General features: G+C 38.6%; 22 protein-coding genes and 1 tRNA gene. 21 read left to right on the top strand and 2 right to left on the bottom strand.

The window, feature by feature from the left end; genetic code table 11:
- From selA to OC457_RS16585, 20 genes are all read left to right on the top strand, one after another.
- A complete protein-coding gene (gene selA / locus OC457_RS16680; protein ID WP_080176107.1) occupies nucleotides 1-1,410 on the top strand; it encodes an L-seryl-tRNA(Sec) selenium transferase in 1,410 nt (469 codons plus the stop codon).
- Nucleotides 1,410-3,260: a selenocysteine-specific translation elongation factor gene (gene selB / locus OC457_RS16675; RefSeq protein ID WP_080176108.1), complete on the top strand. Its 1,851-nt coding sequence runs from the start codon at nucleotides 1,410-1,412 to the stop codon at nucleotides 3,258-3,260. Before selA ends, selB begins: the two co-directional genes overlap by 1 nt.
- A 328-nt stretch (nucleotides 3,261-3,588) precedes the next feature.
- The gene (locus OC457_RS16670) at nucleotides 3,589-4,203 is read left to right on the top strand and encodes a 4Fe-4S dicluster domain-containing protein (RefSeq protein ID WP_080176109.1); all 615 of its coding nucleotides are present in this window, start codon (nucleotides 3,589-3,591) and stop codon (nucleotides 4,201-4,203) included.
- Complete coding sequence (locus tag OC457_RS16665) at nucleotides 4,200-6,131, top strand: proton-conducting transporter transmembrane domain-containing protein (RefSeq protein WP_080176110.1); 1,932 nt, start codon at nucleotides 4,200-4,202, stop codon at nucleotides 6,129-6,131. Before OC457_RS16670 ends, OC457_RS16665 begins: the two co-directional genes overlap by 4 nt.
- The gene (locus OC457_RS16660) at nucleotides 6,131-7,084 is read left to right on the top strand and encodes a respiratory chain complex I subunit 1 family protein (protein WP_080176111.1); all 954 of its coding nucleotides are present in this window, start codon (nucleotides 6,131-6,133) and stop codon (nucleotides 7,082-7,084) included. The genes OC457_RS16665 and OC457_RS16660 overlap by 1 nt, the downstream gene beginning before the upstream one ends.
- Nucleotides 7,085-7,093: 9 nt before the next feature.
- On the top strand, nucleotides 7,094-8,848 hold the full coding sequence (locus tag OC457_RS16655) for a hydrogenase large subunit (protein WP_080176112.1): 1,755 nt from the start codon (nucleotides 7,094-7,096) through the stop codon (nucleotides 8,846-8,848).
- 8 nt (nucleotides 8,849-8,856) lie between these two features.
- Entirely contained in the window at nucleotides 8,857-9,405 is a 549-nt protein-coding gene (locus OC457_RS16650) for a formate hydrogenlyase complex iron-sulfur subunit (protein WP_080176113.1), read from the top strand.
- Nucleotides 9,402-10,244: an NADH-quinone oxidoreductase subunit B family protein gene (locus OC457_RS16645; RefSeq protein WP_080176114.1), complete on the top strand. Its 843-nt coding sequence runs from the start codon at nucleotides 9,402-9,404 to the stop codon at nucleotides 10,242-10,244. Before OC457_RS16650 ends, OC457_RS16645 begins: the two co-directional genes overlap by 4 nt.
- Nucleotides 10,237-10,686 carry a formate hydrogenlyase maturation HycH family protein gene (locus OC457_RS16640; protein WP_080176115.1) on the top strand — a complete coding sequence of 150 codons (450 nt, stop codon included), beginning with the start codon at nucleotides 10,237-10,239 and terminating at the stop codon, nucleotides 10,684-10,686. The genes OC457_RS16645 and OC457_RS16640 overlap by 8 nt, the downstream gene beginning before the upstream one ends.
- Before the next feature lie 70 nt (nucleotides 10,687-10,756).
- Nucleotides 10,757-11,251 carry a hydrogenase maturation peptidase HycI gene (hycI, locus tag OC457_RS16635; protein ID WP_080176146.1) on the top strand — a complete coding sequence of 165 codons (495 nt, stop codon included), beginning with the start codon at nucleotides 10,757-10,759 and terminating at the stop codon, nucleotides 11,249-11,251.
- 270 nt (nucleotides 11,252-11,521) lie between these two features.
- The gene (locus OC457_RS16630) at nucleotides 11,522-12,070 is read left to right on the top strand and encodes a 4Fe-4S dicluster domain-containing protein (RefSeq protein WP_080176116.1); all 549 of its coding nucleotides are present in this window, start codon (nucleotides 11,522-11,524) and stop codon (nucleotides 12,068-12,070) included.
- A gap of 58 nt (nucleotides 12,071-12,128) precedes the next feature.
- Entirely contained in the window at nucleotides 12,129-14,273 is a 2,145-nt protein-coding gene (gene fdhF / locus OC457_RS16625) for a formate dehydrogenase subunit alpha (protein WP_080176117.1), read from the top strand.
- Between the two features lie 318 nt (nucleotides 14,274-14,591).
- Nucleotides 14,592-16,697 carry a sigma 54-interacting transcriptional regulator gene (locus OC457_RS16620; RefSeq protein ID WP_235866993.1) on the top strand — a complete coding sequence of 702 codons (2,106 nt, stop codon included), beginning with the start codon at nucleotides 14,592-14,594 and terminating at the stop codon, nucleotides 16,695-16,697.
- A 51-nt stretch (nucleotides 16,698-16,748) separates the two neighbouring features.
- The gene (fdhD, locus tag OC457_RS16615) at nucleotides 16,749-17,582 is read left to right on the top strand and encodes a formate dehydrogenase accessory sulfurtransferase FdhD (protein ID WP_080176119.1); all 834 of its coding nucleotides are present in this window, start codon (nucleotides 16,749-16,751) and stop codon (nucleotides 17,580-17,582) included.
- 112 nt (nucleotides 17,583-17,694) lie between these two features.
- Nucleotides 17,695-18,282 (top strand): HupE/UreJ family protein, encoded by a 588-nt coding sequence (locus tag OC457_RS16610; RefSeq protein WP_080176120.1) that lies wholly within the window; start codon nucleotides 17,695-17,697, stop codon nucleotides 18,280-18,282.
- 18 nt (nucleotides 18,283-18,300) lie between these two features.
- The gene (gene hypF / locus OC457_RS16605) at nucleotides 18,301-20,679 is read left to right on the top strand and encodes a carbamoyltransferase HypF (protein ID WP_080176121.1); all 2,379 of its coding nucleotides are present in this window, start codon (nucleotides 18,301-18,303) and stop codon (nucleotides 20,677-20,679) included.
- A 2-nt stretch (nucleotides 20,680-20,681) separates the two neighbouring features.
- Entirely contained in the window at nucleotides 20,682-21,023 is a 342-nt protein-coding gene (gene hypA, locus OC457_RS16600) for a hydrogenase maturation nickel metallochaperone HypA (protein ID WP_080176122.1), read from the top strand.
- A 1-nt stretch (nucleotide 21,024) separates the two neighbouring features.
- Nucleotides 21,025-22,092, top strand: a complete 1,068-nt coding sequence (hypB, locus tag OC457_RS16595; protein WP_080176123.1) for a hydrogenase nickel incorporation protein HypB — start codon at nucleotides 21,025-21,027, stop codon at nucleotides 22,090-22,092.
- A 265-nt stretch (nucleotides 22,093-22,357) separates the two neighbouring features.
- Entirely contained in the window at nucleotides 22,358-22,660 is a 303-nt protein-coding gene (locus tag OC457_RS16590) for a hypothetical protein (protein WP_080176124.1), read from the top strand.
- A gap of 503 nt (nucleotides 22,661-23,163) precedes the next feature.
- On the top strand, nucleotides 23,164-23,640 hold the full coding sequence (locus OC457_RS16585; RefSeq protein WP_080176125.1) for a hypothetical protein: 477 nt from the start codon (nucleotides 23,164-23,166) through the stop codon (nucleotides 23,638-23,640).
- A gap of 70 nt (nucleotides 23,641-23,710) precedes the next feature.
- Here the strand turns inward: OC457_RS16585 and OC457_RS16580 are convergent.
- Nucleotides 23,711-23,784: transfer RNA gene (locus OC457_RS16580), tRNA-Gly, on the bottom strand.
- Nucleotides 23,785-24,149: 365 nt separating this feature from the next.
- Between OC457_RS16580 and OC457_RS16575 the strand changes: the two genes are divergently transcribed.
- Nucleotides 24,150-25,499, top strand: coding sequence for a sensor domain-containing diguanylate cyclase (locus OC457_RS16575; RefSeq protein WP_159447883.1), 1,350 nt, complete (start codon nucleotides 24,150-24,152; stop codon nucleotides 25,497-25,499).
- Here OC457_RS16575 and OC457_RS16570 read toward each other — a convergent pair.
- On the bottom strand, nucleotides 25,492-25,971 hold the full coding sequence (locus OC457_RS16570; protein WP_159447884.1) for a GNAT family N-acetyltransferase: 480 nt from the start codon (nucleotides 25,969-25,971) through the stop codon (nucleotides 25,492-25,494). The two genes, OC457_RS16575 and OC457_RS16570, sit on opposite strands and share 8 nt — an antisense overlap.
- Between the last annotated feature and the right edge of the window lie 80 nt (nucleotides 25,972-26,051).

Raw genomic sequence — 26,051 nt, 5'->3', positions numbered from 1 at the left:
GTGACTACTACAGCATCTTTAGAACAACCGTCTCCGTTAGCAACACCAATAATTAATTATCGTTTACCTCAAATCGAACAATTACTTCAACATTCAGATTTAGCTGATTATATACGCTTATTAAGCCGCCCGGTTGTTACTAATACTCTTCGACAGCTTTTTACTTCAATTCGCCAGCATCCTGATTTTAAAACCCAAGGTGTTAATGACCTTGATATCATGGCATTAGTACTTGATAGTTGCCGTCAGTTATATCGTCGTCGTCAGCAACGCGTAATGAATGCAACAGGTATAGCGGTACATACCAACCTTGGACGTTCTCCGATTGATGAACAAATTTGGGATAGTGTTAAAGCGGTTAATACTGGGTATAACAATCTTGAATTGAAATTAAGTGATGGTAAACGTGGTGATCGTAATGGCTTATTATCGACCTTGATTCAGAGTTGGATCGGTGCTGAAGATTGTGTTGTTGTTAATAATAATGCTGCGTCAGTTTACTTAGTGTTGCACGCTTTAGCGGCGGGTAAAGAAGTTATTGTCTCTCGTGGTGAGCAAGTTCAAATTGGTGGTGGTTTTCGTATTCCTGATATTTTAGCCCTTTCTGGGTGCAAGCTTGTTGAGGTGGGTACCACCAATATTACCACCAGTGATGACTATATTAATGCAATCACAGAAAATACTGCCATGGTATTAATGGTGCATCAGTCTAATTTCTCAATGCAGGGATTTACTGAGTCACCCGATATTCAGGATGTGGCTCAACGTTTACCTGAGCATGTTTCATTAGTGATCGATCAAGGCTCGGGTTTATCGTCTGAACAATATGCACAAAGTGAAGTGTCATTACCGCGCTATTTACAAATGGGTGTTGACTTAGTCTGTTTTTCTGGTGATAAAATCATTGGTGGCCCGCAGGCGGGTATTATTGCTGGGTGTCCAAAACTTTGTCAGCAACTGGCTAAAAACCCGATGATGCGTACTTTCCGTCCGGGGCGAATTGTTTTATCAATGCTTGAGCAATTATTAGTCCAGAAACTTAACCGTGATCCCGCTGGTTTTGGTGTGGCGCAACAAGCGTTAGATCGTGCCAAGATCAGCCAAACGCTAGCTCAACAATGGGCACAACGCTGGAAACCTTATGTACAAGCAGTACCTCTGGTGATGCAAGTTGGTGGTGGTGCTATTCCTAGTGAAACTTATCCTTGTTATGGTCTTAAACTTACCTTGCCGGGTAAAGCACAACTGCATTTAGATGCGTTACGTGATTTACCAATCCCAATTATTGGTTATGTTAATAGTAATCAATTGTTATTAAATGTTGCTACTTTATTAGACAGTGATCATACCGTCTTTATTACTCAACTTGATGATTATATTCAACCTTATATAAATACTGAGGCAAAATAATGGCAGTAATTCCAACACAATATCAAGCAGTGGTTGGCCTTGCTGGGCATGTTGACCATGGTAAAACAGCATTAATTGAAGCATTAACGGGCATGATCACTGCGCGCCCACATGAGCAGCAATTGGGCATGACCCAAGATTTAGGTTTTGCTCATTTTCAAGATGATCATGGCAATACCATCGGTGTAGTTGATGTTCCTGGGCATGAGCGTTATTTGCGTAATATGGTTGCAGGTGTGTGGCATTTAAATGTGTTGTTATTAGTGGTGGCGGCTGATGAAGGCTGGATGCCAATGACGACTTCACATCTTGACGTTGCGCATGCAATGGGGATTGAAGATATTGTCGTGTGTATTAATAAGCGCGATAAAGTCAGTGCCGAGCAATTAGCCGAAATAGAAGATCAAGTCTTAGAACAGGTGATGGAACGTAGCGGTTTATTGCCTGAAATTGTCACTGTTTCTGCATTAAAAAAAGATAACATTGAAGCATTACGTCAGCTTTTAATCGAAACCGTACAGGTTAATATTGCACGTCATAAAATTATTGCTCCAGCAAATAGTGATGATAATTCAGTGCTTGAGCCCGCGACAGATCCTCTGATGTATATTGATCGGGTATTTGTGGTAAACGGAATTGGTACGGTGCTTACTGGCACGTTAGCGCAAGGGCAATTAGCGATTGGCGATAAAGTACGTTGTCAGCCATCGAACCTGATCGGTACAGTGCGATCTATTCAGGCTTATCATCAACAATTAACTTCTGTTTCAGCAACATGCCGTGTGGCGGTAAATGTCAAAGGTGTCGGCCGTAAAGATATTGGCAGAGGACAATTGATCACCGGTATCAATCAACACATTACTCTGCGTGATCAATGTATTGTACGATTAACCAAAACCGCAACAACGTTAAAAGTTAAAAAACAACGCCAAGTGGAAGTGGCAATGGGAACGTGGCATGGCACTGCACGTTTGAGCTATATTCCCAATACTGAGTTAGCGCGATTAGTGTTTGAAAAACCGATCCCATTATTATTTGGTCAACGATTAGCGATGATCCAAAAAGGTGGCAGTGGTTTACAACATGGCGCAGAAGTGGTGTGGACCGATTATATTTTTGGTTACCAAAAACGCCGCTTATACGATGTGCTTAATAATTTACCGCAGCAATTACAACCAGAGTCACAACGACAGATGTTGTTAGTGCTACAAGGTTATTTTGAATGTACGGATACTGATTTTAAAGCCACTGAACAACAAACATTCATTGCACCATTTTGTTTTGATAGCCAATGGTTAGCGGATATGTCACGCCAAATTGAAACATTATTGAGTGCGGGTATTTCGATGGCTTCAGCAGAACTTTGTAGTCGGTTACGGATCAATGATGCGGTGATTGAACTGATCATGCAGCGTTTAAAGCAACAACAGAAAGTACATTTAAGTTACGGTAAATGGTGTGTTGGGCAAGGTGATAATGAAGATGACTTACCTCAAGATGCACTTAATATATTGCATCAGATCCGTCAGTTTGGTAAAGCGGGGCTTGAGTTAAATAAAGTCAAAATTGTTGGCGGTAAAAAGTGGTTACGCCAATTAAGCCATCAAAAGTACATTACCGCGCTTGATGAAAATATCTATTTTGATATGGCGGTCTATTTAGATCTTGTGAAAGCGGTGATTGCTGATCATCAACCTCATGATCGTATTACCATGACCGATATTAAAGATCGTACTGAACTAAGTCGTAAATACTCAATTCCGTTAGCGAACCGAATGGAAAAAGACGGTTGGGTTAAACGTGATAATGATGAACGTATTATTTTAAGAGCATGGCAAATAAATGCATAAGATGTAATTTGCGATAGCCATTGAGAATGAAAAATGCCCCTTACTTAAAATAACGAGATAAGTAAGGGGCATTTTTTATCTTACGATGGTTGATAGAGAAAAAACGGTATTAATAAGATAGGTGTTCGACAGTGAGTGTCGAAAAGTGACGATTGTAAGTGTCGAGGTTAAATATGACGACATATTGAGGTCTGTATTTTTATTATTAAAAGTATTTTTTAACCTCTATTTATTTATAAGTTGTTGATATTTAATGGTTTATATAATATATACTTTTTTGGCATATTTATTGCTTTAATGGTTTTTTTTGCGATTGACTAGGTAGACAATGAAAAGCTTTGTAATTGCAGATCCTGAGAAGTGTATTGGTTGTGGCACCTGCATGGCAGCCTGTTCGACAGTACATAAACAACAAGGACTGCAAAGCCATCCCCGCCTAACCGTGGTTAAACTAGATGATGCCACAGCGCCTGTGATGTGTCGTCATTGTGAAGATGCACCTTGTGCGACAGTATGTCCAGTGCAAGCGATCACTAAGCAACAAGATCGTGTCATGCTTAATGAAACATTATGTGTCGGTTGTACGTTATGTGCTGTTGCTTGTCCTTTTGGTGCAATCGCTTTTGATGGTAGTCGACCTATTGCGATGGCAAATAGTTACGATACCTATATTCCTTCAACCATTCGTTCAAGTAACCCTTCAACTTCAATTCCAAGCACATTTGGTCAAGATATTCTTGCTTGGGAGCCTGGAGTAAAGAGCATTGCAGTTAAATGTGATTTGTGCGGTTTCCGTGAACAAGGACCAGCCTGTGCTGAAGTATGTCCAACACAAGCGATTGTGCTAATCGATGCAGAAAATATCGCTAAAGCACGTGATATTAAACGTGAGTGTGCAGCCGATAGTGCAGCGTCAGCCAAAGGTGGAGCAGTAACACGATGAGTCCATTAGTTTTAGTTTGTTTTGCTTTAATCAGTTATGCCGTGGCTGCGATTTTATCGTATCAAGGGCGTAAACATGAGCAAGAAAGTTTGCGTCTTGCGGGTGTGATCAGTGCTTTTGGTGGCCTGTTTGGCATCATTGCGGGTATTAGCACGATAGTAACAGGTTATGATGCTGCCGATGCTACAGCAGCAATGAGTCACTGGTTTAGCATGGATATGTTGTCAGCACTGATGGTGGTGGTGATTTCCTTGGTGACCATGGCTGCCTCTGTTTATTCGATTAACTATTTAGAAGAGTACTACGGCAAAGGTGGTTGGAAAGTAAATGTACTTTTTAACGTATTTGCTGCAGCAATGACAGCCCTTGTGGTGTCAGCTAATGTAATGGTCTTTATTATCTTAATGGAGATCATTTCACTGGCTTCTTGGTTGATTGTTATCAGCGATGGTAGTGCTGCAAGTAAAAAAGCGGGTTTACAATATTTTATTGTGGATCATGCTGCAAGTGTACTGATTGTTTTCGCTTTTGTTATTGTTGCTTCACACGCTAACAGTTATCAATTTAGTGCAATTATGCATAACCCTGTAACAGGGGCGACAGCATCATTAGTGTTCTTACTTGCATTAGTCGGCTTTGGTATTAAATCTGCGGGCATTGGTCTACATGGTTGGTTAATTAAAGCTTATCCTATTTCGCCGTCATATTGTTCAACACTTATATCATGTGTAATGGTGAAAATTGGTATCTATGGCATTTTAAAATTTGCGATTTTATTTTTAGGCGCAACCCAATTATGGTGGGGCTTTGCAGTCTTAATCTTTGGCGCAGTGTCTTCTGTTCTTGGCGTAATGTACGCATTGGCTGAGCACGATATTAAACGCTTATTGGCATACCATACCATTGAAAATATCGGCATCATTTTAATTGGTGTTGGTGTAAGTATGATTGGTATCGCGTCTCATCATCCAGTTTTAGCGCTACTGGGTTTATTAGGCGGTTTATACCATTTATTAAACCATGCAGTGTTCAAAGGCCTATTATGTTTAGGCTCTGGTTCAATTGTATTCCGTATGCATACTAAAGATATGGATAGCATGGGTGGCTTGGCAAAAACAATGCCTAAAACTGCTGCAGCGTTTTTGATTGGTACTTTAGCAATTTGTGCCTTACCACCATTAAATGGTTTTGTTTCAGAATGGTTTATTTATCAATCGCTATTTAGCATGGGTAAAGTGGGTACGGTAGCAAACTTATTGTTTGGTCCATTTGGAATGGTAATGCTTGCCTTTACGGGTGCTTTAGCATGCATGTGTTTTGTGAAGGTATACGGTATTTGTTTTACTGGTGCACCAAAAACAGAGCGTGCTGCTAATACGCGTGAAGTAGGTCCTGCAATGATCACTGCAACGACATCGCTTGCGATATTGTGTGTGGTACTTGGTGTCTGTTCTCCATGGATTGCGCCGTACTTCTCATCAATTGCATCTTCAATGTTGAACATGGCACCAGTAACGGTTGCTCATGGGTTAACAGTTTACCCTGCAGTTGCTGATCAAGCGATCCTTTCAACCCCTGTTATTGCGATTGCACTGGCACTATTAACCTTAGTACCTGCTGCATTACTTTACGCCTTCCGTCAACGTCGTCTTCCACGTCGTCATCAAGGTGATCCTTGGGCATGTGGTTACCAATACGAGCATAAAATGACGGTTTCTGCTGCAAGTATTACGCGTCCAATGCGTAATATGTTTGGTTTTATTTATAACAATCGTCAGCAATCATTTACTGAACGATTTGTGCTGCCTTACCTCAGTAATGGTGGTGAAAATCCAACATTAGATAGTCGTAAAGTGTGTCGATTCTGCATTATTGCCGTAGTGGTAGTGGTGTTGTTCGTTCCTCTCATTTCAGGAGTTAGTCACTAATGTCCCCACTTGAAATGCCTACAGCGGGTTGGATTGTATTAGCGATTGTCCAAGCCATTTTAATGCTGATGTTAGCACCGCTTGCTACTGGTTTCTCTCGCGTTATTCGTGCCAAAATTCATTCGCGCCAAGGGCCGGGTATTTTGCAAGATTACCGTGATATTGCCAAATTATTACGTCGTCAATCTGTTGCTCCAGCAAATTCCGGATTTATTTTTTGGATCATGCCATGGGTACTTGTAGTTACGATGCTATTAATTGGAATGGCACTGCCTACAGTTACTCAGGTGTCACCATTTCCAATTTCGGGAGATATTATTACTGATATCTACTTGCTAGCGATTTTCCGTTTCTTCTTCTCATTATCAGGTATTGATTCAAACAGTATGTTTGCTGGTATGGGTGGTAGTCGTGAATTGACATTGGGTATCTTAGTTGAACCCGTGTTAATTCTTGCGATTGTTGTGGTTGCACTGAGTGTAGGTACAACAGACTTAGGCTATATCAGTCATGCTCTAGCAAATAATGAATGGCATCATCCATTAACCATTATTCTTGCTGGTATTGTGTGTGCGTTTGCGCTGTTTATTGAAATGGGTAAAGTGCCATTTGATAGTGCAGAAGCAGAGCAAGAACTTCAAGAAGGTCCAATGACAGAATATTCAGGTTCTGCATTGGCAATGGTTAAATTAGGATTAGGTCTAAAGCAACTCGTTGTTGCACAGCTATTCCTTGCGATTTTCATTCCATGGGGCAAAGCAAGTAGTCTTAGCTTCGGTGGTTTGTTCTCCGCAACTATTATTTTGTTGATTAAATTATTTGTGGTGTTCCTGATTGCAGGTCTTGTTGAAAACACCATGGCACGTGTGCATTTTACTAAAATTCATCGTGCTATTTTCCCTGCGTTTTTAGTTGCCGTTTTGGCTCTGATTTTTTTAATTTTTGGTTGGTAAGTTATAGATATGACAAACAATACATCTCAACAATTCCACTCGCAGCCACAAGCGGGCCGTATTGGTAAAAATTATGTCGATGGTGTGAATCATTTCTTCCCATCAGCGATTATTGATGAAGAGTGGCAAACAGAAAACCAAGTGACTATTACCGTAAAAATGACGTCACTTGTCGATGTTATGAAGTGGCTTTATTACGATCAAGGTGGCTGGTTAACAGTAACCTTTGGTAATGATGAGCGTACATTGAACGGTCATTTTGCGGTTTATCATGCGCTTTCAATGGAAGGTGAAGTAAAGAGTTGGGTAACAGTAAAAGTATTGGTTGATGCCAATAGCCAAGAATTTATTTCTATTACGCCAACTATTCCCGGTGCTGTATGGGGTGAGCGTGAGATCCGTGATATGTACGGCTTACATCCGGTAGGTTTACCCGATGAGCGTCGTTTAGTACTGCCTGATGATTGGCCTGAAAACCTTCACCCGTTACGTAAAGATGCGATGGATTACCGTCAGCGTCCACAACCTACAACAGAAACGGAAACCTATCAGTTTGATAATCAACTGGGTGATGATAGCAACCGTATCGTGCCTGTTGGTCCATTGCATATTACCTCTGATGAACCCGGTCACTTCCGTCTGTTCGTTGATGGTGAAGACATTGTTGATGCCGATTACCGTATGTTCTATGTTCACCGTGGCATGGAAAAATTAGCTGAAACACGCATGGGTTACCATGAAGTGGCACAGTTAACTGACCGTGTATGTGGTATCTGTGGCTTTACTCACAGTGTTGGTTACAGCAATACTATTGAAAACGCATTATCAGTGGATGTACCGTTCCGCGCGAAGATGATCCGTACCGTATTACTTGAAGTTGAGCGTCTACATAGTCACTTACTTAACATTGGACTATCAAGTCACTTTGTTGGTTTTGACTCTGGCTTTATGCAATTTTTCCGTGTTCGTGAAAAGACCATGGAATTGGCTGAGTTACTAACGGGTGCGCGTAAAACATACGGCATGAACTTAATTGGTGGTGTGCGTCGTGATTTTCTAAAACAGCAGCGCGTACAAGGTATAGCGATGGTGAAAGAAGTCCGTCAGAAATTCTCTGAGCTGGTGGATGTGCTGCTTTCAACGCCAAATATTGGTAGTCGTACTGAAGGCGTAGGTATTTTAAGTAAGCAAATTGCGCGTGATTATAGTCCTGTAGGTCCATTGATTCGTGCGAGTGGTTTTAAGCGTGATGTACGTACTGTGCATGGTCAGTCATTAGAATCTTACGGTAATGTGCCGATTAATATTCAAGTGATGGAAAACGGCGATGTATTCTCGCGTGTAATGGTACGTGTACGTGAAGTATTTGAATCATTAAATGTGATTGAGTATGGATTAGATCACCTACCACCAGGTGCAATTTTAACGGAAGGTTTTGATTATAAACCTAATAAGTTCGCATTAGGTTTCACCGAAGCACCGCGTGGTGAAAATGTTCACTGGAGTATGACGGGCGATAACCAAAAACTATTCCGCTGGCGTTGTCGTGCGGCTACATACGCTAACTGGCCAACATTACGTTATATGTTACGTGGTAACACAGTGGCTGATGCGCCGTTAATTATTGGTAGTTTAGATCCATGTTATTCATGTACTGACCGTGTAACGATTGTCGATACTAAAAAGCAGCGTAGTAAAACTGTTCCTTATAAAGCGATTGAGCAATACAGCATTGACCGCAAGAACTCGCCATTCAAGCTTTAGGAGGTCATGTGTTTAAGCTATTAAAAACAGTTATCAAAACAGGTTCAGTTACCACTAAATATCCTTTTGCACCGCTAGAGGTGAGTGAAGATTTTCGTGGTAAACCTGAATTAGACGCTGATCAGTGTTTGTCTTGTGGTGCGTGTACACGTGCTTGTCCTGCTAATGCCTTGATCATGGAAACAGATACTAAAGCGGGAACCCGTCGCTGGGAGCTTTCTACTGCTCGTTGTATTTATTGTGGACGTTGTGAAGAGGTTTGCCCAACTCATGCAATTAAATTAACACAGAATTTTGAGTTAGCTGTTACCAATAAAGCTGATCTTTATGATGAAGCGGTATTTAGTTTGGCAAACTGTCGCCAATGTGATCGCCCATTTGTTGCGAGTAAGTTACTTGAATATGTTATCGATACATTAGCGCAAAGTGGCGTTAGCGGTGAGCAACTTATAGAACGCCGTAAGCAAATTGAAACATGTCCTGAATGTCGTCGTAGCAACAATATGTTAGACAGCGAAAATGTCAGTCATCTTCGTTATCTTGAGGAGCAAAAGTGAAAGGTATAAAACAGCTAGTTGGTACAGCTCATACTCAAACCGTACCTGTTGCGCTTCCGCCGAATAGCCAAAAGTTAAAAGATGCATTGATCAAAGAAATTCGTCGATCTGCTTATGTTTATCGTGTTGACTGTGGTGGTTGTAACGCGTGTGAAATTGAAATTTTTGCAGCAACAACACCTATTTTTGATACTGAACGATTTGGTATTAAAGTTGTAGCTTCACCGCGTCATGCTGACATTTTATTGTTTACCGGCGCAGTAACTCGTGCCATGCGAGCACCAGCATTACGTGCTTATGAAGCAGCGCCTGATCCGAAGATTGTTATTTCTTATGGGGCATGTGGTTGTGACGGCGGTATTTTCCACGATCTTTATTGTGTATGGGGTGGTACAGATAAAATTGTGCCTGTGGATGTCTATATTCCAGGTTGTCCGCCAACCCCCGCTGCGACTATTTATGGTTTTGCTGTTGCGCTAGGTTTACTTGATCAAAAATTAAAAGCGAAAGTGCACCAACCGGATGAACAAAAAGCAACCTTAAAACACACTGAAATTCCATTGGATATTAAAGTGATGATTGAGCGTCAAGCACGTGTACTTGCAGGTTATGTTCAAGGCCAACGTATTGCTGATGACGTTATGGATGTATTGGCGACCTGTAGTGCTGATGATGTCGACCAAAAAATCAGTGCTTATCTTGCAACTAAAAATGATCCACGGTTAACAGAAATTGTGAATATTTTACTGTCAAAAACCATGGCAGCATTAACGGGGGCAGATACATGCCCTAGTGTTCAGCAAGGTCAAACATCATGTGGAAATTGTACCAATGAGTGATGTTTTAGCGGAATTAACACAGTCTCGCCATTTTCAAGGCCATATCTACTTTTATACGTTAGGACGAAAGTTTGTTGATGAAAGTTATGATGTGCCTGAAGAAGCTAAACAGATCATGTATTACAGTTTGGCGATTGGTCACCATTTAGGTGTCGTTGATTGTTTAAAAGCGGTAATTGAGTGTGAAGGTGATGAGTATCTAACGTGGATTAGTGCGTTACCTCAAGATGGTGAAGCGTTTAATAAAATGAAAGGCTATTTTGTGTTTGGTGAAATCACAATTTATCCAGAGCACCTTAATATGCTGGCGTTAGCGTTTGATCGGATTGATAGTTCAACGCAAACTGCTCGTTCACAGCAATTAACCCGTGATTTTATTAGTGCACTTGGTGATATTCACCGTGAACCAACGATGTATATGATGATTAGAGGGATGCGTTAACCATGTTACATGATGAAAATACGCTACATGAGGTGAAGATATGCTTCAGGAAGTAAATTTGTCAACCGTGATGGGTGAAAGTGTCTCTAATGATGATGTAGATCTATCGGTCAGTAATATCGTGCTTACCGTTGGTAATAGTATGATGGGTGACGATGGTGCAGGTCCATTATTAGCGAAAATGATCAAAGATAATCCGATTACAGGTTGGAGTGTGCTGGAAGGCGGCTCGATGCCAGAAGATTGTTTACATCTTATTCGTAAAGCACAACCCCAACGAGTGATCGTAGTCGATGCGGCAGATATTGGTGAACAGGCGGGGGAGGTAAGAATTATTGATCCAGAAACCATTGTTGATATGTATGTGGTTTCTACTCATAGCTTGCCATTGAACTTTTTAATTGATGACCTAAAGACTTTTGTTCCTGAGGTTGTTTTTGTTGGTATTCAACCTGCTATTGTTGCATTTTCATTTCCGTTAACTGAGATGGTACAAGCGGCTGTTGAAACGATTTATCAGCGTTTACCTGAGTGGCAAGGATCGGGTGGTTTTGAGCATTGTTAATGCTAAATCAGTTCTAAGCATCAATAAGTTGTGACGAAATGTGTCGATAGTCACTGACGAAGAGTGACGATGTGATTGACGAAAGTAATGACATTATCGACATTAATAAAAAAAGGAAGTACGGCATTGCATGCACTTCTTTTTTTTACTTAAATTTCATTTAGTTAAAAATAAATTTATGATTTTGTTATTTTTGGTATAATTAATGCTTTAAAGGTATCGCAGCATAAGACTATGTTGCGATATATCGATATCAACAAGGTATAGACCATGAACCGGTTTGTTTTTGCAGATCCAAATCTGTGTATTGGGTGTCGAACTTGTGAAATCGCATGTGTCGTTTCTCATCAAGCAGATGGAAAATTGACAGGCGTTGCGCCTAGTGATTTTTCACCACGCTTAACCTTGGTGAAAAATGCACATGTAACAACACCTGTAATGTGCCGTCAATGTGATGACGCACCATGTGCACAAGTTTGCCCTAATAACGCTATCGTTTTAGAAGATGGCTATGTAAAAGTAATTCAGTCACGTTGTATCGGGTGTAAAACCTGTGTCATTGCTTGTCCCTACGGTGCAATGAATGTCGTGACTAAAATGGTTGAAGAATCTAAAGGTACATCGTTATTTAAGCGCATGGTACCTAAGTCTCAAGCATTAAAATGTGACTTGTGTTCTCATCGTGAAGCCGGTCCTGCGTGTGTAGAAGTTTGTCCTACTAGCGCAATTCAGATTATCGAAGCTGAAACATTGATTGAAACAAGCAAACAAAAACGTGAAGCAGCGGCGCTTAATGCAGCTGTAGCGATCACTCGCTAGTGTTATAAACCCTTGGTTTACAATACGCATTAATAACAATTATAACCAAAAGGTTAGTATGAAAAAATCAATTGTTGTTTGTCCCTACTGTGGTACTGGGTGCAAACTAAAGTTGGTTGTCGAGAATAACAAAGTAATCGCAGCAGAGCCTGCTGATGGTCGAACCAATGAAGGTCAACTTTGTTTGAAAGGCTACTATGGTTGGGATTTTCTCAACGATACCAACTTATTAACACCACGCTTGAAGCAACCAATGATTCGCCGTACACGTGAGTCAGCCTTAGAAGCCGTGTCTTGGGATGAAGCTATTCAATTTGCCGGCGATAAGCTAATGGCAATTAAAAAGCAATATGGTCCAGATGCGATAATGACAACAGGTTCAGCTCGTGGTCCGGGTAATGAAGCCAACTATGTGATGCAAAAATTCGCAAGGGCGGTGATCGGAACCAACAATGTTGACCACTGTGCTAGGGTGTGACACGCACCATCAGTCTCCGGTCTGGAGTCAACAGTAGGTAATGGCGCAATGAGTAACGCTATTCCCGAAATTCAACTTGCTAAATGCTTACTCATTTTTGGTTACAATGCGGCGGATTCACACCCTGTTGTAGCTCGACATATTCTTAAAGCTCGTGCAAATGGAGCTAAGATCATTGTCTGTGACCCTCGTAAGATTGAATCTGCGCGTGTTGCTGATCAATGGTTACCGTTGAAGAACGGTTCAAACATGGCACTCGTTAATGCGTTAGCGAATGTGATTATTGAAGAAAACTTATACGATAAATCTTTTGTTGAAAATAATACCGAAGGTTTTGCTGAGTTCCGTGAAATTGCTTCACGTTACACACCAGAAACAGTAGAAGAAGTAACAGGTCTTAAAGCGGCAGATATTCGCCTAGCTGCGCGAACTTATGCAGCAGCACCTGAAGCAATGATTCTATGGGGGATGGGTGTTACTCAGTATGGTCAAGCGGTTGATGTTGTTCGTGGTTTAGCCGGCCTTGCATTATTAACCGGTAACTTTGGTCGTCCTGGTGTTGGTTGTGGTCCGGTTCGTGGTCAAAACAATGTTCAAGGTACCTGTGATATGGGTATGTTGCCGCACCAGTTCCCTGATTATCAAGATGTGAACATTGACGCTAACCGTGAAAAATTTGAAAAAGCGTGGGGCGTTGAGCTTTCAGGTAAGCCGGGTTACCGCTTAACTGAAGTTGGCCACAAAGCTGACGAAGGTATTTGTAAAGCGTTTTACATCTTTGGTGAAGATCCAGCGCAAACTGAAGCAGATCTAGCAGCAATGCGCGCAACCATGCGTAAGATGGATTTGGTTATCGTACAAGATATCTTCATGACTCAAACAGCTGAATTTGCTGATGTTATTTTCCCAGCAACCAGTTGGGGTGAACATGAAGGTGTTTACAGTAGTGCCGACCGTGGTTTCCAACGCTTCTATAAAGCGGTAGTACCAACGGGTAATGTCAAGCCTGACTGGGAAATCTTTAGTTTGTTAGCGACGTACATGGGTTACCCAATGTCGTATAACAATACGCAAGAGATCTGGGATGAGCTACGTGGGTTATGTCCTGATTATGCAGGTGTAACGTATGAAAAAATGGCTGATTTAAAATCGGTACAATGGCCTTGTCCAACAGAAGATCATCCAGGTACATCGTACCTATTTGAAGGCAATAAGTTTACAACACCTTCAGGTAAAGGGATCTTTATTGGTGCTGATTGGCGTCCGCCACTAGAGCAGCCAGATGCTGATTATCCATTAGTATTGTCAACAGTTCGTGAGGTAGGTCACTACTCTTGTCGTTCAATGACGGGTAACTGTTCTGCGCTTCAAACATTGGCTGATGAACCTGGTTATGTGCAAATGCATCCGAATGATGCCAAAGCATTGGGGATCGATGATCAACAATTAGTTTGGGTATCGTCGCGTCGCGGTAAAGTTATCTCTCGTGCTAACTATAATGACCGTGTTAATGCAGGTGTGGTTTACATGACATACCAATGGTGGATTGGTGCATGTAACGAATTAACTATCGAACATGTTGATCCGATTTCAAGTACGCCTGAATTTAAATACTGTGCAGTTAAAGTAGAAAACATTGATGATCAGCCATGGGCTGAAAATTATGTACAAACTGAATACAGTAATTTAAAAGCACGTTTGAAAAACCATGTTGCTAACGCATAAGCATATTGTCTAAATAGGCGCGTGTGTCTTATATACAATATATAGCATCATAAATGAAAATAAGGTTTCCAAGATAAAAGATTGATTATTTTTATTTTGGGACCTTATATTTTTTTATTATTTAAATGAGTATGTTAATTTATTTATCAGTTCAAATTGTTGCACTATTATCAGTTTTATTTTAAAGATATTATTGTTAATAATTATTGATTGATATGGATCAATACTTAGTTATTAAAATGATTGAGAATTGTATAACAAATGCTTGAATTATTATTCGCTATTCGAGCCATATTATCAGTAAGAGTTAATGTTAACATGGAAAATTTTGAAAGCGATTTAATGATCTTTTCTAAAGCATTATTGACGATAAATGATATCTCAGGTGTTATAAATTTTCTAAATAATGAAAATTTGTTATTTATAAATGCTGATCGTGTTAATATTATTCTAAAAGATGATATAAGTGCTCAATCAATTTTATATTATCAAGATAGAGATAAAAATCCTCAACGCTATGATTATTCAGAAGATAGTTTAAGTCTTCATCATGTTGTGTCATGTGAATATAGTCATTATATTAATGGAGAAGAACTTTATCGTACTTTTCCCCAATTATCTCTTCATCCGGCATACACTAATATTCAAACTTACTGTAAAATACCGCTTCTAATAGCAAATCAACAGTTAGGTGCGATTGAATATATTAATCTTCGGTTACCTAATTATGATGATGTAGAAAAGCAATTTAAGCTGTTCAATAATATGATTGCTGCAATGATCGAGCATATTCTTGAGCATCAAGTTGCTTCATTTTTAACGCAACAATTAAGTAATGAGCATAAGGACTTTCAGTTTTTAGTCGATATTACCAATGCGGTTATTAATCAGAGTTCAAAAAAAGAGCTGATTGAATCGTTATTACATTTTTTATATCAACGCTTTGGTATGCATGAATTATCAATCATACAAGCTCAAGATGGTCATTATACTCAACATTCTGGTGATGGTGGTGATGGTGTTGATGGTAAAATAAATTATCAGTGTCATTTTTTTACAGATGACAGCATGATTAAAAATGCGATTGAAAATAATAAAGCCGTTATTTTAACTGCGGCTGATATTTATAAATTGCAAAAAGACAAAAACAGTCCTTATTTTTCACCACACGCAAAAAGTGCGACTGTTATACCGATGATTTTTCGAGGTGTAACTATCGGTTATATCTGTTATGTCAAACCCGTTGAAACTCAGTTTCAGTTAGCCGATATTGAATTATTTAAGCAGATATCTGCACGAGTTGCATTAGCTATACATAGCATTAAAGTGAATCAATCTGCGATCCCTCAGCGATCTCAAATTAAGTTTATCAATATTGAAGATGGCTATGATGATCATGCTATTTTTGATGACATTATTAGTCAAAGTGAAGTGATGAACAAAGTACTGGAACAAGTGGCATTAGTGGCTAGTTGTGATAGTACGGTATTAATTTTAGGTGAATCAGGCACAGGAAAAGAATTAATTGCACGTGCGATTCATAAAATGAGTCATCGTAGCAAAACTGACATGATCAAGATGAACTGCGCTGCGATTCCAAGTGGATTGTTTGAAAGTGAGCTATTTGGTCATGAACGAGGTGCGTTTACAGGGGCAATCACTCAGCGCGTTGGTCGATTTGAACAAGCACATAAAGGTACATTATTTCTTGACGAAATTGGTGATATGCCACTGGATTTACAGCCTAAATTATTACGCGCTTTGCAAGAAAATGAAATTGAGCGAGTCGGTAAAAATCAGCTAATCAGTGTTGATGTACGTATTGTCGTTGCGACAAATGTTAATTTATTAGCGATGGTACAACAGAAAAAATTTCGCAACGATTTGTATTACCGCTTAAATGTTTTTCCGATTGAGATTCCGCCGTTACGTGAACGAGCAGAAGATATTCCCTTATTGGTCAAACATTTTACGCGAGAATTAGCTAAAAAAATGGGGAAAACCATTACTTCGATAGCTGTGGAAGATATGGCGATTATGCAACAATTTCCATGGCCAGGTAATGTGCGTGAATTACGAAATGTAATTGAACGTTCAGTTATTTTAACGCGAGGTCAGGTACTAAATGTACCTACTCAAGAGCTAATGCTCCAGCCACCTTTGTTGATTAATACACCGCTGAAGTCTATTAAACCGCAAGTTGAGCAAGTTGAGCAAGTTGAGCAAGTTGAGCAAGTAAATCAGGTTAAATCGACACCTGTTGTGATTGATCGCCAGATGATTGTGGATGCTTTAATCAATTGTCATGGCGTAATCGCAGGGCCTAATGGCGTTGCAAATCAACTTGGGTTAAAACGCACCACCTTATTATCGCGTATGCAAAAAATGGGTTTAAGTAGCCAAGATTATCGCTTGATTAGCTAACAGTTATTAATAAAACAATGAATATCGTATATAGATGAGTAAAGGAAAAAGATGTTGAACACCCTAGAAGCGTTACCGGAAGCGATGTTTTGTAATGCAAGTGAACGTTCTATTGTACGTTACCGTAAAGGCAAAAGTGATTGCAATGAACTTGATTACATCATTGAAGAAACGCCGGTTGCCATTGCTTTTAATGGTGTCGCTTACACGGTCATGATGTGTACACCGAACGATTTAGAACAGTTTGCGATTGGTTTTTCATTATCAGAAGGGATCATCGATCACCACCGTGATATTCATGATATTGAAATGACACCGACGTGCGATGGTATCAATATTAATGTCACGATTGCTAACCGTTGTGTGGCACGTTTACAGCAAAAACGTCGATCATTAGCAGGACTCACTGGCTGTGGTATTTGTGGTGAAGAAAAATTAGAAACGGTATGTCGAGTATTAGCTCCTGTGCCGTCATCAGTACAATTTGATTTAAGTTACCTTGATCCCGTATTACAACAATTATTACGTAAACAACAATTGAATCAACTAACGGGTTCCGCTCATGCTGCGGTGTACATTGATCATCAAGGTCAAGTGGCGGCGATTTTTGAAGATGTAGGTCGTCACATTGCACTAGATAAATTGGTAGGGTGCATTCATCAACAGCAGCTAAAGGGGGGCGCGGTGTTAGTTACTAGTCGCGCAAGTTTTGAGATGGTTCAAAAAGCAGCGGCTGCTGGCGTTGAAGTGCTATTAGCTATTTCATCAGCAACTAAAATGGCGGTTGATCTGGCTGAGAAACTTAACCTTACGTTATTAGGTCATTGTCGTAATGGTCGAGCAGATGCTTATGCGCATCCTGAACGCATTACAGGGATGATTTAATATCTATTAACTATATGAATTTAAAATAAATGAGCATGAAATTATAGTGCTTATTTACAATAAATCCCCGCAACGTCGGGTTTTCATTCTATTACACTAAGGATAAAAATAAATGAAATTTAAACATGTTATTATTGGTGCGCTTACTCTTTTTTCACCACTCGCTTTAGCGCACCCTGGTCACATTGGTCCTCATACAACGACTGGATTTATGACGGGTTTTGTTCACCCCTTTACAGGTCTTGATCACTTATCAGTAATGATCGGTGTTGGTTTATTGGCAGCATTGATTGGCGGTAAAGCTGTATCACGTTTACCAATGGCATTTGTTGGGATTATGATTATCGGTGGTGCATTAGGTGTCGCTGGTATGGTATTACCTGGTATTGAAATGGGCATTGCTTTATCTGTTATTGGTATGGGAGCAATGTTATTAGCGGGTGGTCGTATGTCAGAGAAAGTGGCAACTGGCTTAGTAATGGCATTTGCACTATTTCACGGCATGGCGCACGGTATGGAAATGCCACTTGATGCACAAGCACTGGAATACTTTAGTGGCTTTGTTGTTGCAACCGCAATTTTACATGTATCAGGTATTGCTTTAGGTAAATTAGTTATGAACTCTGCTATAAACCAACGTGTAATGCGTGTGGTTGGTATTGTTATGGCGGCCTTTGGTGGCATCTTAATGCTGTCTTAATTTAGCTGGATAATTGCAGTGAAAGACAACTTTGCACGACAATATATTCATATTACCGGCATTGTACAAGGGGTCGGTTTCCGCCCCTTTGTTTATCAACTGGCGCTGCAATATGCGCTTGTTGGCTGGGTAATTAATGATTCAGAAGGCGTAAAAATAGATGCTCAAGGTAGTAGTGAAAATCTTGAACAATTTATTATTGAACTTCAGCAACAGGCACCGCCGTTAAGTCGTATTGATCAAATGACAGTGACGCCATTACCTTTATGGTCCATCACAGAAAAGCCAAGATTATTCAGTATCGAGAAAAGTCAGCATTGTGATAGCACGACAGTGTGTGTTTCTCCCGATCAAGGGGTTTGTAATGCTTGTAAGCAAGATATTGTTGACCCAACCTCGCGTTATTATCACTATCCATTTACTAACTGTACCCATTGTGGTCCTCGTTACAGTATCACGCGTGCATTGCCGTACGATAGAATTAGCACGAGCATGGCAAGTTTTGCATTGTGTCATGATTGCCAGCAAGCGTATGAAAATCCAATTGATCGTCGTTACCATGCTCAGCCAATAAGCTGTGCAGTTTGCGGTCCGTGGACACGGTTTATTGATTACCGTGATAACGCAGTGTCAGATACTGAATTAATGCAACAAGCCGCTATTAATCAATTAGCAAACCGTCTTCAAGCTGGTGCCGTGGTTGCGATTAAAGGATTAGGTGGGTTTCATCTTGTCTGTGATGGCACCAATGTTGATGCTGTTGCACAATTACGCCAAATTAAGCACCGTCAACAGAAACCATTGGCAGTAATGGTTGCTGATCTTGAGTTGGCACAACAATTAGTAATAGGCGATACAATTGAGTGGCAAGCTTTGGATTCTCAAGCTCGCCCCATCGTATTAATGCATAAATCTCAAACGGTAAATAGCAGTACGAATACTGTTAGTGTTGCAGTAAACGTTGCGCCGAATGTGCCTTACTTAGGGGTTATGCTTCCTTATACACCACTGCATTATTTATTATTTACCGCATTAGCTGAAATTAATGCTACAGCGGTGATAGTTATGACCAGTGCTAATGTTTCAGGCATGCCAATTGCGACTGATATTCAGCAAATTGAACAACAATTTTTGGGTACAATTGATAGTGTACTTGACCATAATCGTCCTATTGTTCATGCCTGTGATGACAGTGTTGTTCATTATGCTGGAGGTAAAATACGCCCATTACGTATGGCGCGAGGCTATGCACCTTATAGTCAATTTGGTGATAAAGCGAAAACGATCACTCTAGCATTAGGCGCTCAACAAAAATCGACGATAGCATTAGCGTTACCTCATCAATGGGTAGTGTCACCTTATATTGGTGATCTTAATAACCTTGATACAGAGCAGCGTTATCAACAAAATGTCGCAGATCTACAAGCGTTATATCAGGTAACTGCGCCACAACTTGTATGTGATAAACACCCTAGTTACTATTCAACTAATTATGCTAAACAGCTTGTTTCAATCTCTCCAATCCCAGTAAATTTACTTCAAGTTCAACATCATCATGCACATATTTTAGCTGTAATGGCTGAATATAATCTAATTAAACCTGTTATCGGTTTTACTTTTGATGGTACTGGTTGGGGGGATGATAATTCTGTGTGGGGTGGAGAAGTGCTCCTTGCATCATGCCAAGATTATCAACGCATTGGTCATTTACGTTGTTTTCGTCTTATTGGTGGGGAGCAAGCAATAAAAGAGCCTGCCCGATTATTATTAGCTATGTTATTAGAGTGTTATGATCTTGATGATATAAAAGCAATGCAACTCCGTGCTTTTTCAACATGGAGTGAGACACATTTTAATAACTTATATCAGTTATGGCAAAGCGGTAGTCGTTCACCTTATACCTCATCAATGGGACGGTTTATTGATGCTTGGGCTTGTTTATTAGAGCTGATAGATAAGGTTAACTATGAGGGGCAATGTGGGCTGTTATTAGAAAAAGCAGCGAAACAAGATACCAACCCAGTTCCATTATCGTTTCAAATTACCTCTGATAACATTATTGATTGGCAGCCTTTATTGGAGTATGTATTGCCGCTTATTCATGAAATAAGTGATCAGCAACGCCAATCTTGGGTAAGAAGTTTGGCACAGGGTGTTTTTGTGGCAATTGCTGACATCATTGTCACTATTGCAAAACAATATCCCCATCATGCTGTTGTTTTAGGCGGTGGTGTATTTCAAAATCGTGTGTTAGTTGATCAAATTTATCACCAATTCTCTGGTCAATCTCAACCTCTATATTGTGGCGAAAAGCTGCCATCAAATGATGCTTCAATAGCGGCAGGGCAATTGTGGTATGCACTTCATTATCATCATATCGATTCACAGGAATTGTAGCTATGCATGAATTATCACTAAGTATAAATACGGTTGACACCGTGGTTGATCAAGCTAAAAAGCAGGGCTTTAAACGCGTGACAAGCGTGACATTAGCCATTGGTACGTTGTCATGTATTGAACATCAGGCATTAGCAACCGGATTTGAATTTGCTAGTCGTGGCACTATTGCACAAGACGCGCAATTAAAGATTGAATCGATTGCTGCTCGTGTATGGTGTTTAGATTGTTTGCAGTATGTAGAAATTCCTGAACGTGGCGTGAGCTGTCCACGTTGTGACAGTTATCAACTTAAGGTTGAAACTGGAGAAGAATTAATGATTAAAAATATTGAGGTTGAGTAATATGTGTAATGTATGTGGCTGCGGCGGTAGTCAAATTGAAGGTCATTCTCACGAGCATCATGATCACAGCCATGATGAGCATCATCACCACGAACATCCACATCAGCATGATAATCATAAAAATGCTGTCGCGGATGCACCACAATCGATTGTGATCCATCACCATTATCATCATCAAGGTGATGTTCATCATCATGTTCATTATACTTTACCCGCGAGTATTATGCCGCAGCAAAGTACGGATGGGCATCATCATGAGCATGAAAATGATCACGCACACTCACATGATCATAGCCATGAACAACATCATGCAGATCATCACCATCATGAATCACATCAACCAGAGCATCTAGACAAGGGTGATTTACACTATGGCAAAGGTGAGGCCGAAGTTCATGTTGCAGGGGTTTCTCAGCGCCAGCTATTAACATTAGAAATGGATATTCTAGGCAACAATAATCATCTTGCAGCACATAATCGTGAGCATTTTATTGAAAATCGTCAATTGGTACTTAATTTAGTATCAAGCCCCGGTTCAGGTAAAACAACGTTATTAACTGAAACATTAATGAAATTAAAAGATCAGTGTGTTTGTGCTGTGATCGAGGGTGATCAGCAGACAAGTAATGATGCTGATCGTATTCGTGCTACAGCAGTACCTGCAATTCAAGTTAATACAGGTAAAGGTTGTCATCTTGATGCGCAAATGATTCATGATGCTTATCATCAATTAGCGATTAATGAACCTGGTTTTTTGTTTATTGAAAATGTGGGCAATTTAGTGTGCCCTGCAAGCTTTGATTTGGGTGAGGCCTCTAAAGTTGCTATTTTATCAGTGACTGAAGGTGAAGATAAACCACTTAAATATCCAAATATGTTTGCTGCTGCAGATTTAATGATCATTAATAAAGTCGATCTTTTACCGTATGTTGATATCAATATAGAAGACTGTATTGCTAATGCACGTAAAGTGAATCCCACAATTCAAGTTATTAAGCTATCAGCAAAAACGGGCGAAGGCATGGATGCATGGTTTAACTGGTTAAACGAAAATCGACAACAATTGTAATTAATTAGCGTATTTTATTTGTTATTAAAATGCTGTAAATATTAATTATATAGATACAGCATTTTTACTCTTTTTTATGTGTGAGTGATATTTAAGATTGATTAGTGATAGTGTTCAAAAAATTGTTTAAATAGATAATTTTTTGCTATCATTTTTTTTATTTATCTATAGAATCCCGCGCAAACAAGCTAACAGAGCTTAAACGTGCACTTGCGTTCAGTCTCTCATTAGCAATAATTTTGATGATAAACAACGTAAGTAGCCAATGAAAAAAAACATTTTTGTTACAGCATTATTATTAGCAACTGGCTGTGATATTACAACTGAAACCCTTCAGCCACCTACTGCTCAAGATATTGAAATGTGCCAACAACGAATTGCTGCTAAAACTAACTATAAAGTTACAGCGATGTCAGATAACCATTTAGATAATAACGCGAAAGACAATCGTGGTTGGGTATATGTTAATTATCAAAAAGATAATAATAGAGGGTATTTGAAATTTAGATGTAATGCGGCCTACGTTGAAGTCTGGGCTGCTGGTGCTGCGATGTGGACTGGTTTATAAGTGAATATTGTGAATGCCCGTACTGTATCAGTACGGGCATTTTTGTATCTGGCAATTATGATTTATGCATAGGCACTAACCACTAACCACTAAAGTTAGGTGTCATTATTTTCCTTCTTACAGTGTTAAATTAAGTACTTATACGTTACAAAGAACGCTAAAAATAATCGTTTTTAGCAATACTATTTGGATATTTGTTAATAGTGATAAATTGTATTGTTTTGATTGTTAATAAAAGAGAGGAAAAATAGTGGTATTAAAAATTTATTTTTATTGATTGGATGGGTTCTATGTATGATATCTGTCGCAAAAAAATGCAGTTAAAAGGTAGCTTGAAAGTTTATTTGTGATCGGTCTTTATTCGTTTTTATTAAATATTCTCATTATAAAATTTGTCGTTATTATATTGCTATGTTTTCTAGATAGTGATGCCATAAAATTTAAGTTTGGATAAAACAATACCGTGAAAGGATTGTTTATTTTATTGATGTTAAAGGAATAATATGAGTAAATTTTTTTGGCTTGCTTGGGCTTGTGCCACAATGTTACCTGTTCATGTTAGCGCATCAGAATGGAATTCTTCGGGGATTGACGGACATTATGTTTTATCATCATTAATTGAAGAACAACAGGGACAAAAAAAAGTTTTTTTTTCGCTTTATAAGGCGAAGTATAACAATAATGGATTTGAGCGATTTTTAAGCCAATGTAATAAAAATGGGTTTGATAAAACAGTATTAATGACTATTAATGGTCAAGAAGTTGAGATGGATAAGATTTGTCGTAGAACAGAAGACAGTAAAAATTATTGGATTTATACACCAACAACAAATAAAGGTTTAGCTTTTCTCATTACACAATTTAAATATACTGAAACTGTCAATATACATAAAGTCTTTATTAATATATATAAGCAAAAGGCGGATTTAGATTTTAAAATTTCTGCTAATGGATTTGTTCAAGCATGGAATAAGTTATAAGGCAATGTTAAATATATATTAACGATACTAACTAAGAGACGATATCAAGTTATTGGTATCGTTTTTGTTTTGGAGCGGATAACGGGAATCGAACCCGTGTCATTAGCTTGGGAAGCTAAGGTAATACCATTATACGATATCCGCTCGATGAGTAGACAATAAACATTTGTCGTTATCGGGTCAATAAAAATTATAATGAATCATAATATTAGTTTAAAAATATGAATTAAATGTACTATATTTGATATTTAATGTTCAAAATATCAACGACTATAATCATAATGCAAAGTGGACATATTTTATATTTTAATAGATTTTTTAGCTAAAATAGTGCGATAGTCTACTTAATTTGTGACGGATTATGTGTTTTTAGCTGTATTTTATATTCATTATTTTGTATATGATTTAGTATATCCGATACGAGCATATGAATGTGACCATAAAACATACAATAAGTAGTTATATGGATAGCACCATTCTACTTTTTAATGCACTTTGAAGTAGTAATAATGAAGTTAAAAATTTCGCCATCGAGTTTAGCAATAATTGTATCAGTGTTACTAACTCTAATAGCACTTGAAATGTTTTTTTTAAATGAAAAAAAACAATTTGAATTACAGAATAAGAAAAATGATTTAGTTTTAGAGCAGGATGTATCAAAAATTATCAATAATGAAATTAATAATATGATAATTAGTTTGAAAACATTTAATTTATTGTTTAAATCAAAAGACTATAACCCTAATGCGTTTGATATATTAGCAAAAGAAGTTATGGCAACAAATAAAAGCCTTTCTGAATTACAGTTTGCACCGAAAGGGATCATTCAATTCACATATCCATATTCAAAGAATAATTCCGCAATCGGACATGACTTAAATCGATTGAAAAATAGGCACGTAGGGGTATCTTTATCGATTAAAAATCAAGAGCTTACCTTGATAGGTCCTGTGAAATTAATACAAAATCATCGGTTAGCCTTTATTTTGAGGTTACCTATTTTTGATAAAAAATCTCAATTTGCAGGTTTTGTTATTGCGATTAGTGAGCTGAAAAATATTCGCGCTCAGTTACCATTTGATAACTTATTATATAAAATACAAGGGTTTAATCCTGATGGCGAAATGCTAACAATATTTAATAATATTGTTAATGAAGCGATGGGAACAATAACCGTTTTTACTATTCCTGTTCCTAATGGTACTTGGCAGCTTTCGGTTCAAAATGAGAAATTCAATACAAAAAAATACTTTGTGATTCATGTATTATTATATTTAATAGTTATTGCCTTTTTCTTTTATATATATAAGCGTGAGCGTTATCTTTTCTTAACTAATATTTATATTAATGATACGAATAATATGTTGAAACACGCTACTTTTACGGATGAATTAACAAATATCTACAATCGTAGATATATGAATAATATAATAAGACAGGTATTTTTTTCCAAAGCTACGGCTACTCATAGTATTGCCTTTTTAGATATTGATCATTTTAAAATAGTTAATGATACTTATGGACATGATGCTGGTGATGAAATATTAAGAGTTTTTGCTGGTATTTGTTTAAATAGCATCCGCACTAGTGATGTAATTGCCCGCTGGGGAGGCGAAGAATTTATTCTCTTTATGGATAAAACCAGTCAAAGCCATGCCAAGGATGTGTGTTATCGAATTTTAACCGCCGTTAATCAACACGTTTTTTTATATAACGGGCAGGTTATTCATATCACGGTATCTATTGGTTTAACCTCATTTTCACCAAAAAATGATCACGTTGACGTGGTGCTTAAAAATATTGATGATGCTGTTTATCATTCAAAAAAGAATGGGCGAAATTGTATAACTGTTATATAAGTCGAGACATGCAAACAGCCTTATCACCATAGGTCGTAGATGCACCCAGGCTGTTATCTGTAATAAAGCCATATTTTTGCCAAAATGTTGCGGAATTTTGTACTGAAATCAATGAGACGGATTGATAAATTGTCGTATCAAGGAAAGTGAATAAATGGTTGAGTAATAGTTTGGGGAGCCCTTTTCCTTGTGCTACTGGCGCTATCGCTAAATCATGCAGATGGAGGTGGATACTATCAATTTTCGAGGTTATTTGATGTAATTTAGGGGTTGAACCTTTATGGTAAGGATGGCTAATAAGATAACCAACAACTTGCTGTTGTTCATTAAGACAAACAAAACAAGTTTGTGGTGATGCTGTGACTTTACTTTTTAATACCGACATACTTTCAGGTAAATCATCACTATAAGCGGCGTGTTGGAGGCGTTCAATTTGCGGCCAATGTGATGATGTTATGGGGCTTATTTTCATTATTTTTCTCATCATTAAAATTAGATCTACTTATACCGAGCCATTGTGGTGATTGCAATCTGAACAGTATGTTTAATATG

It is taken from the genome of Photobacterium toruni (genome assembly GCF_024529955.1).
In the GTDB taxonomy this organism is placed as follows: domain Bacteria; phylum Pseudomonadota; class Gammaproteobacteria; order Enterobacterales; family Vibrionaceae; genus Photobacterium; species Photobacterium toruni.
This window is presented reverse-complemented; position numbering and strand designations above follow the sequence as displayed.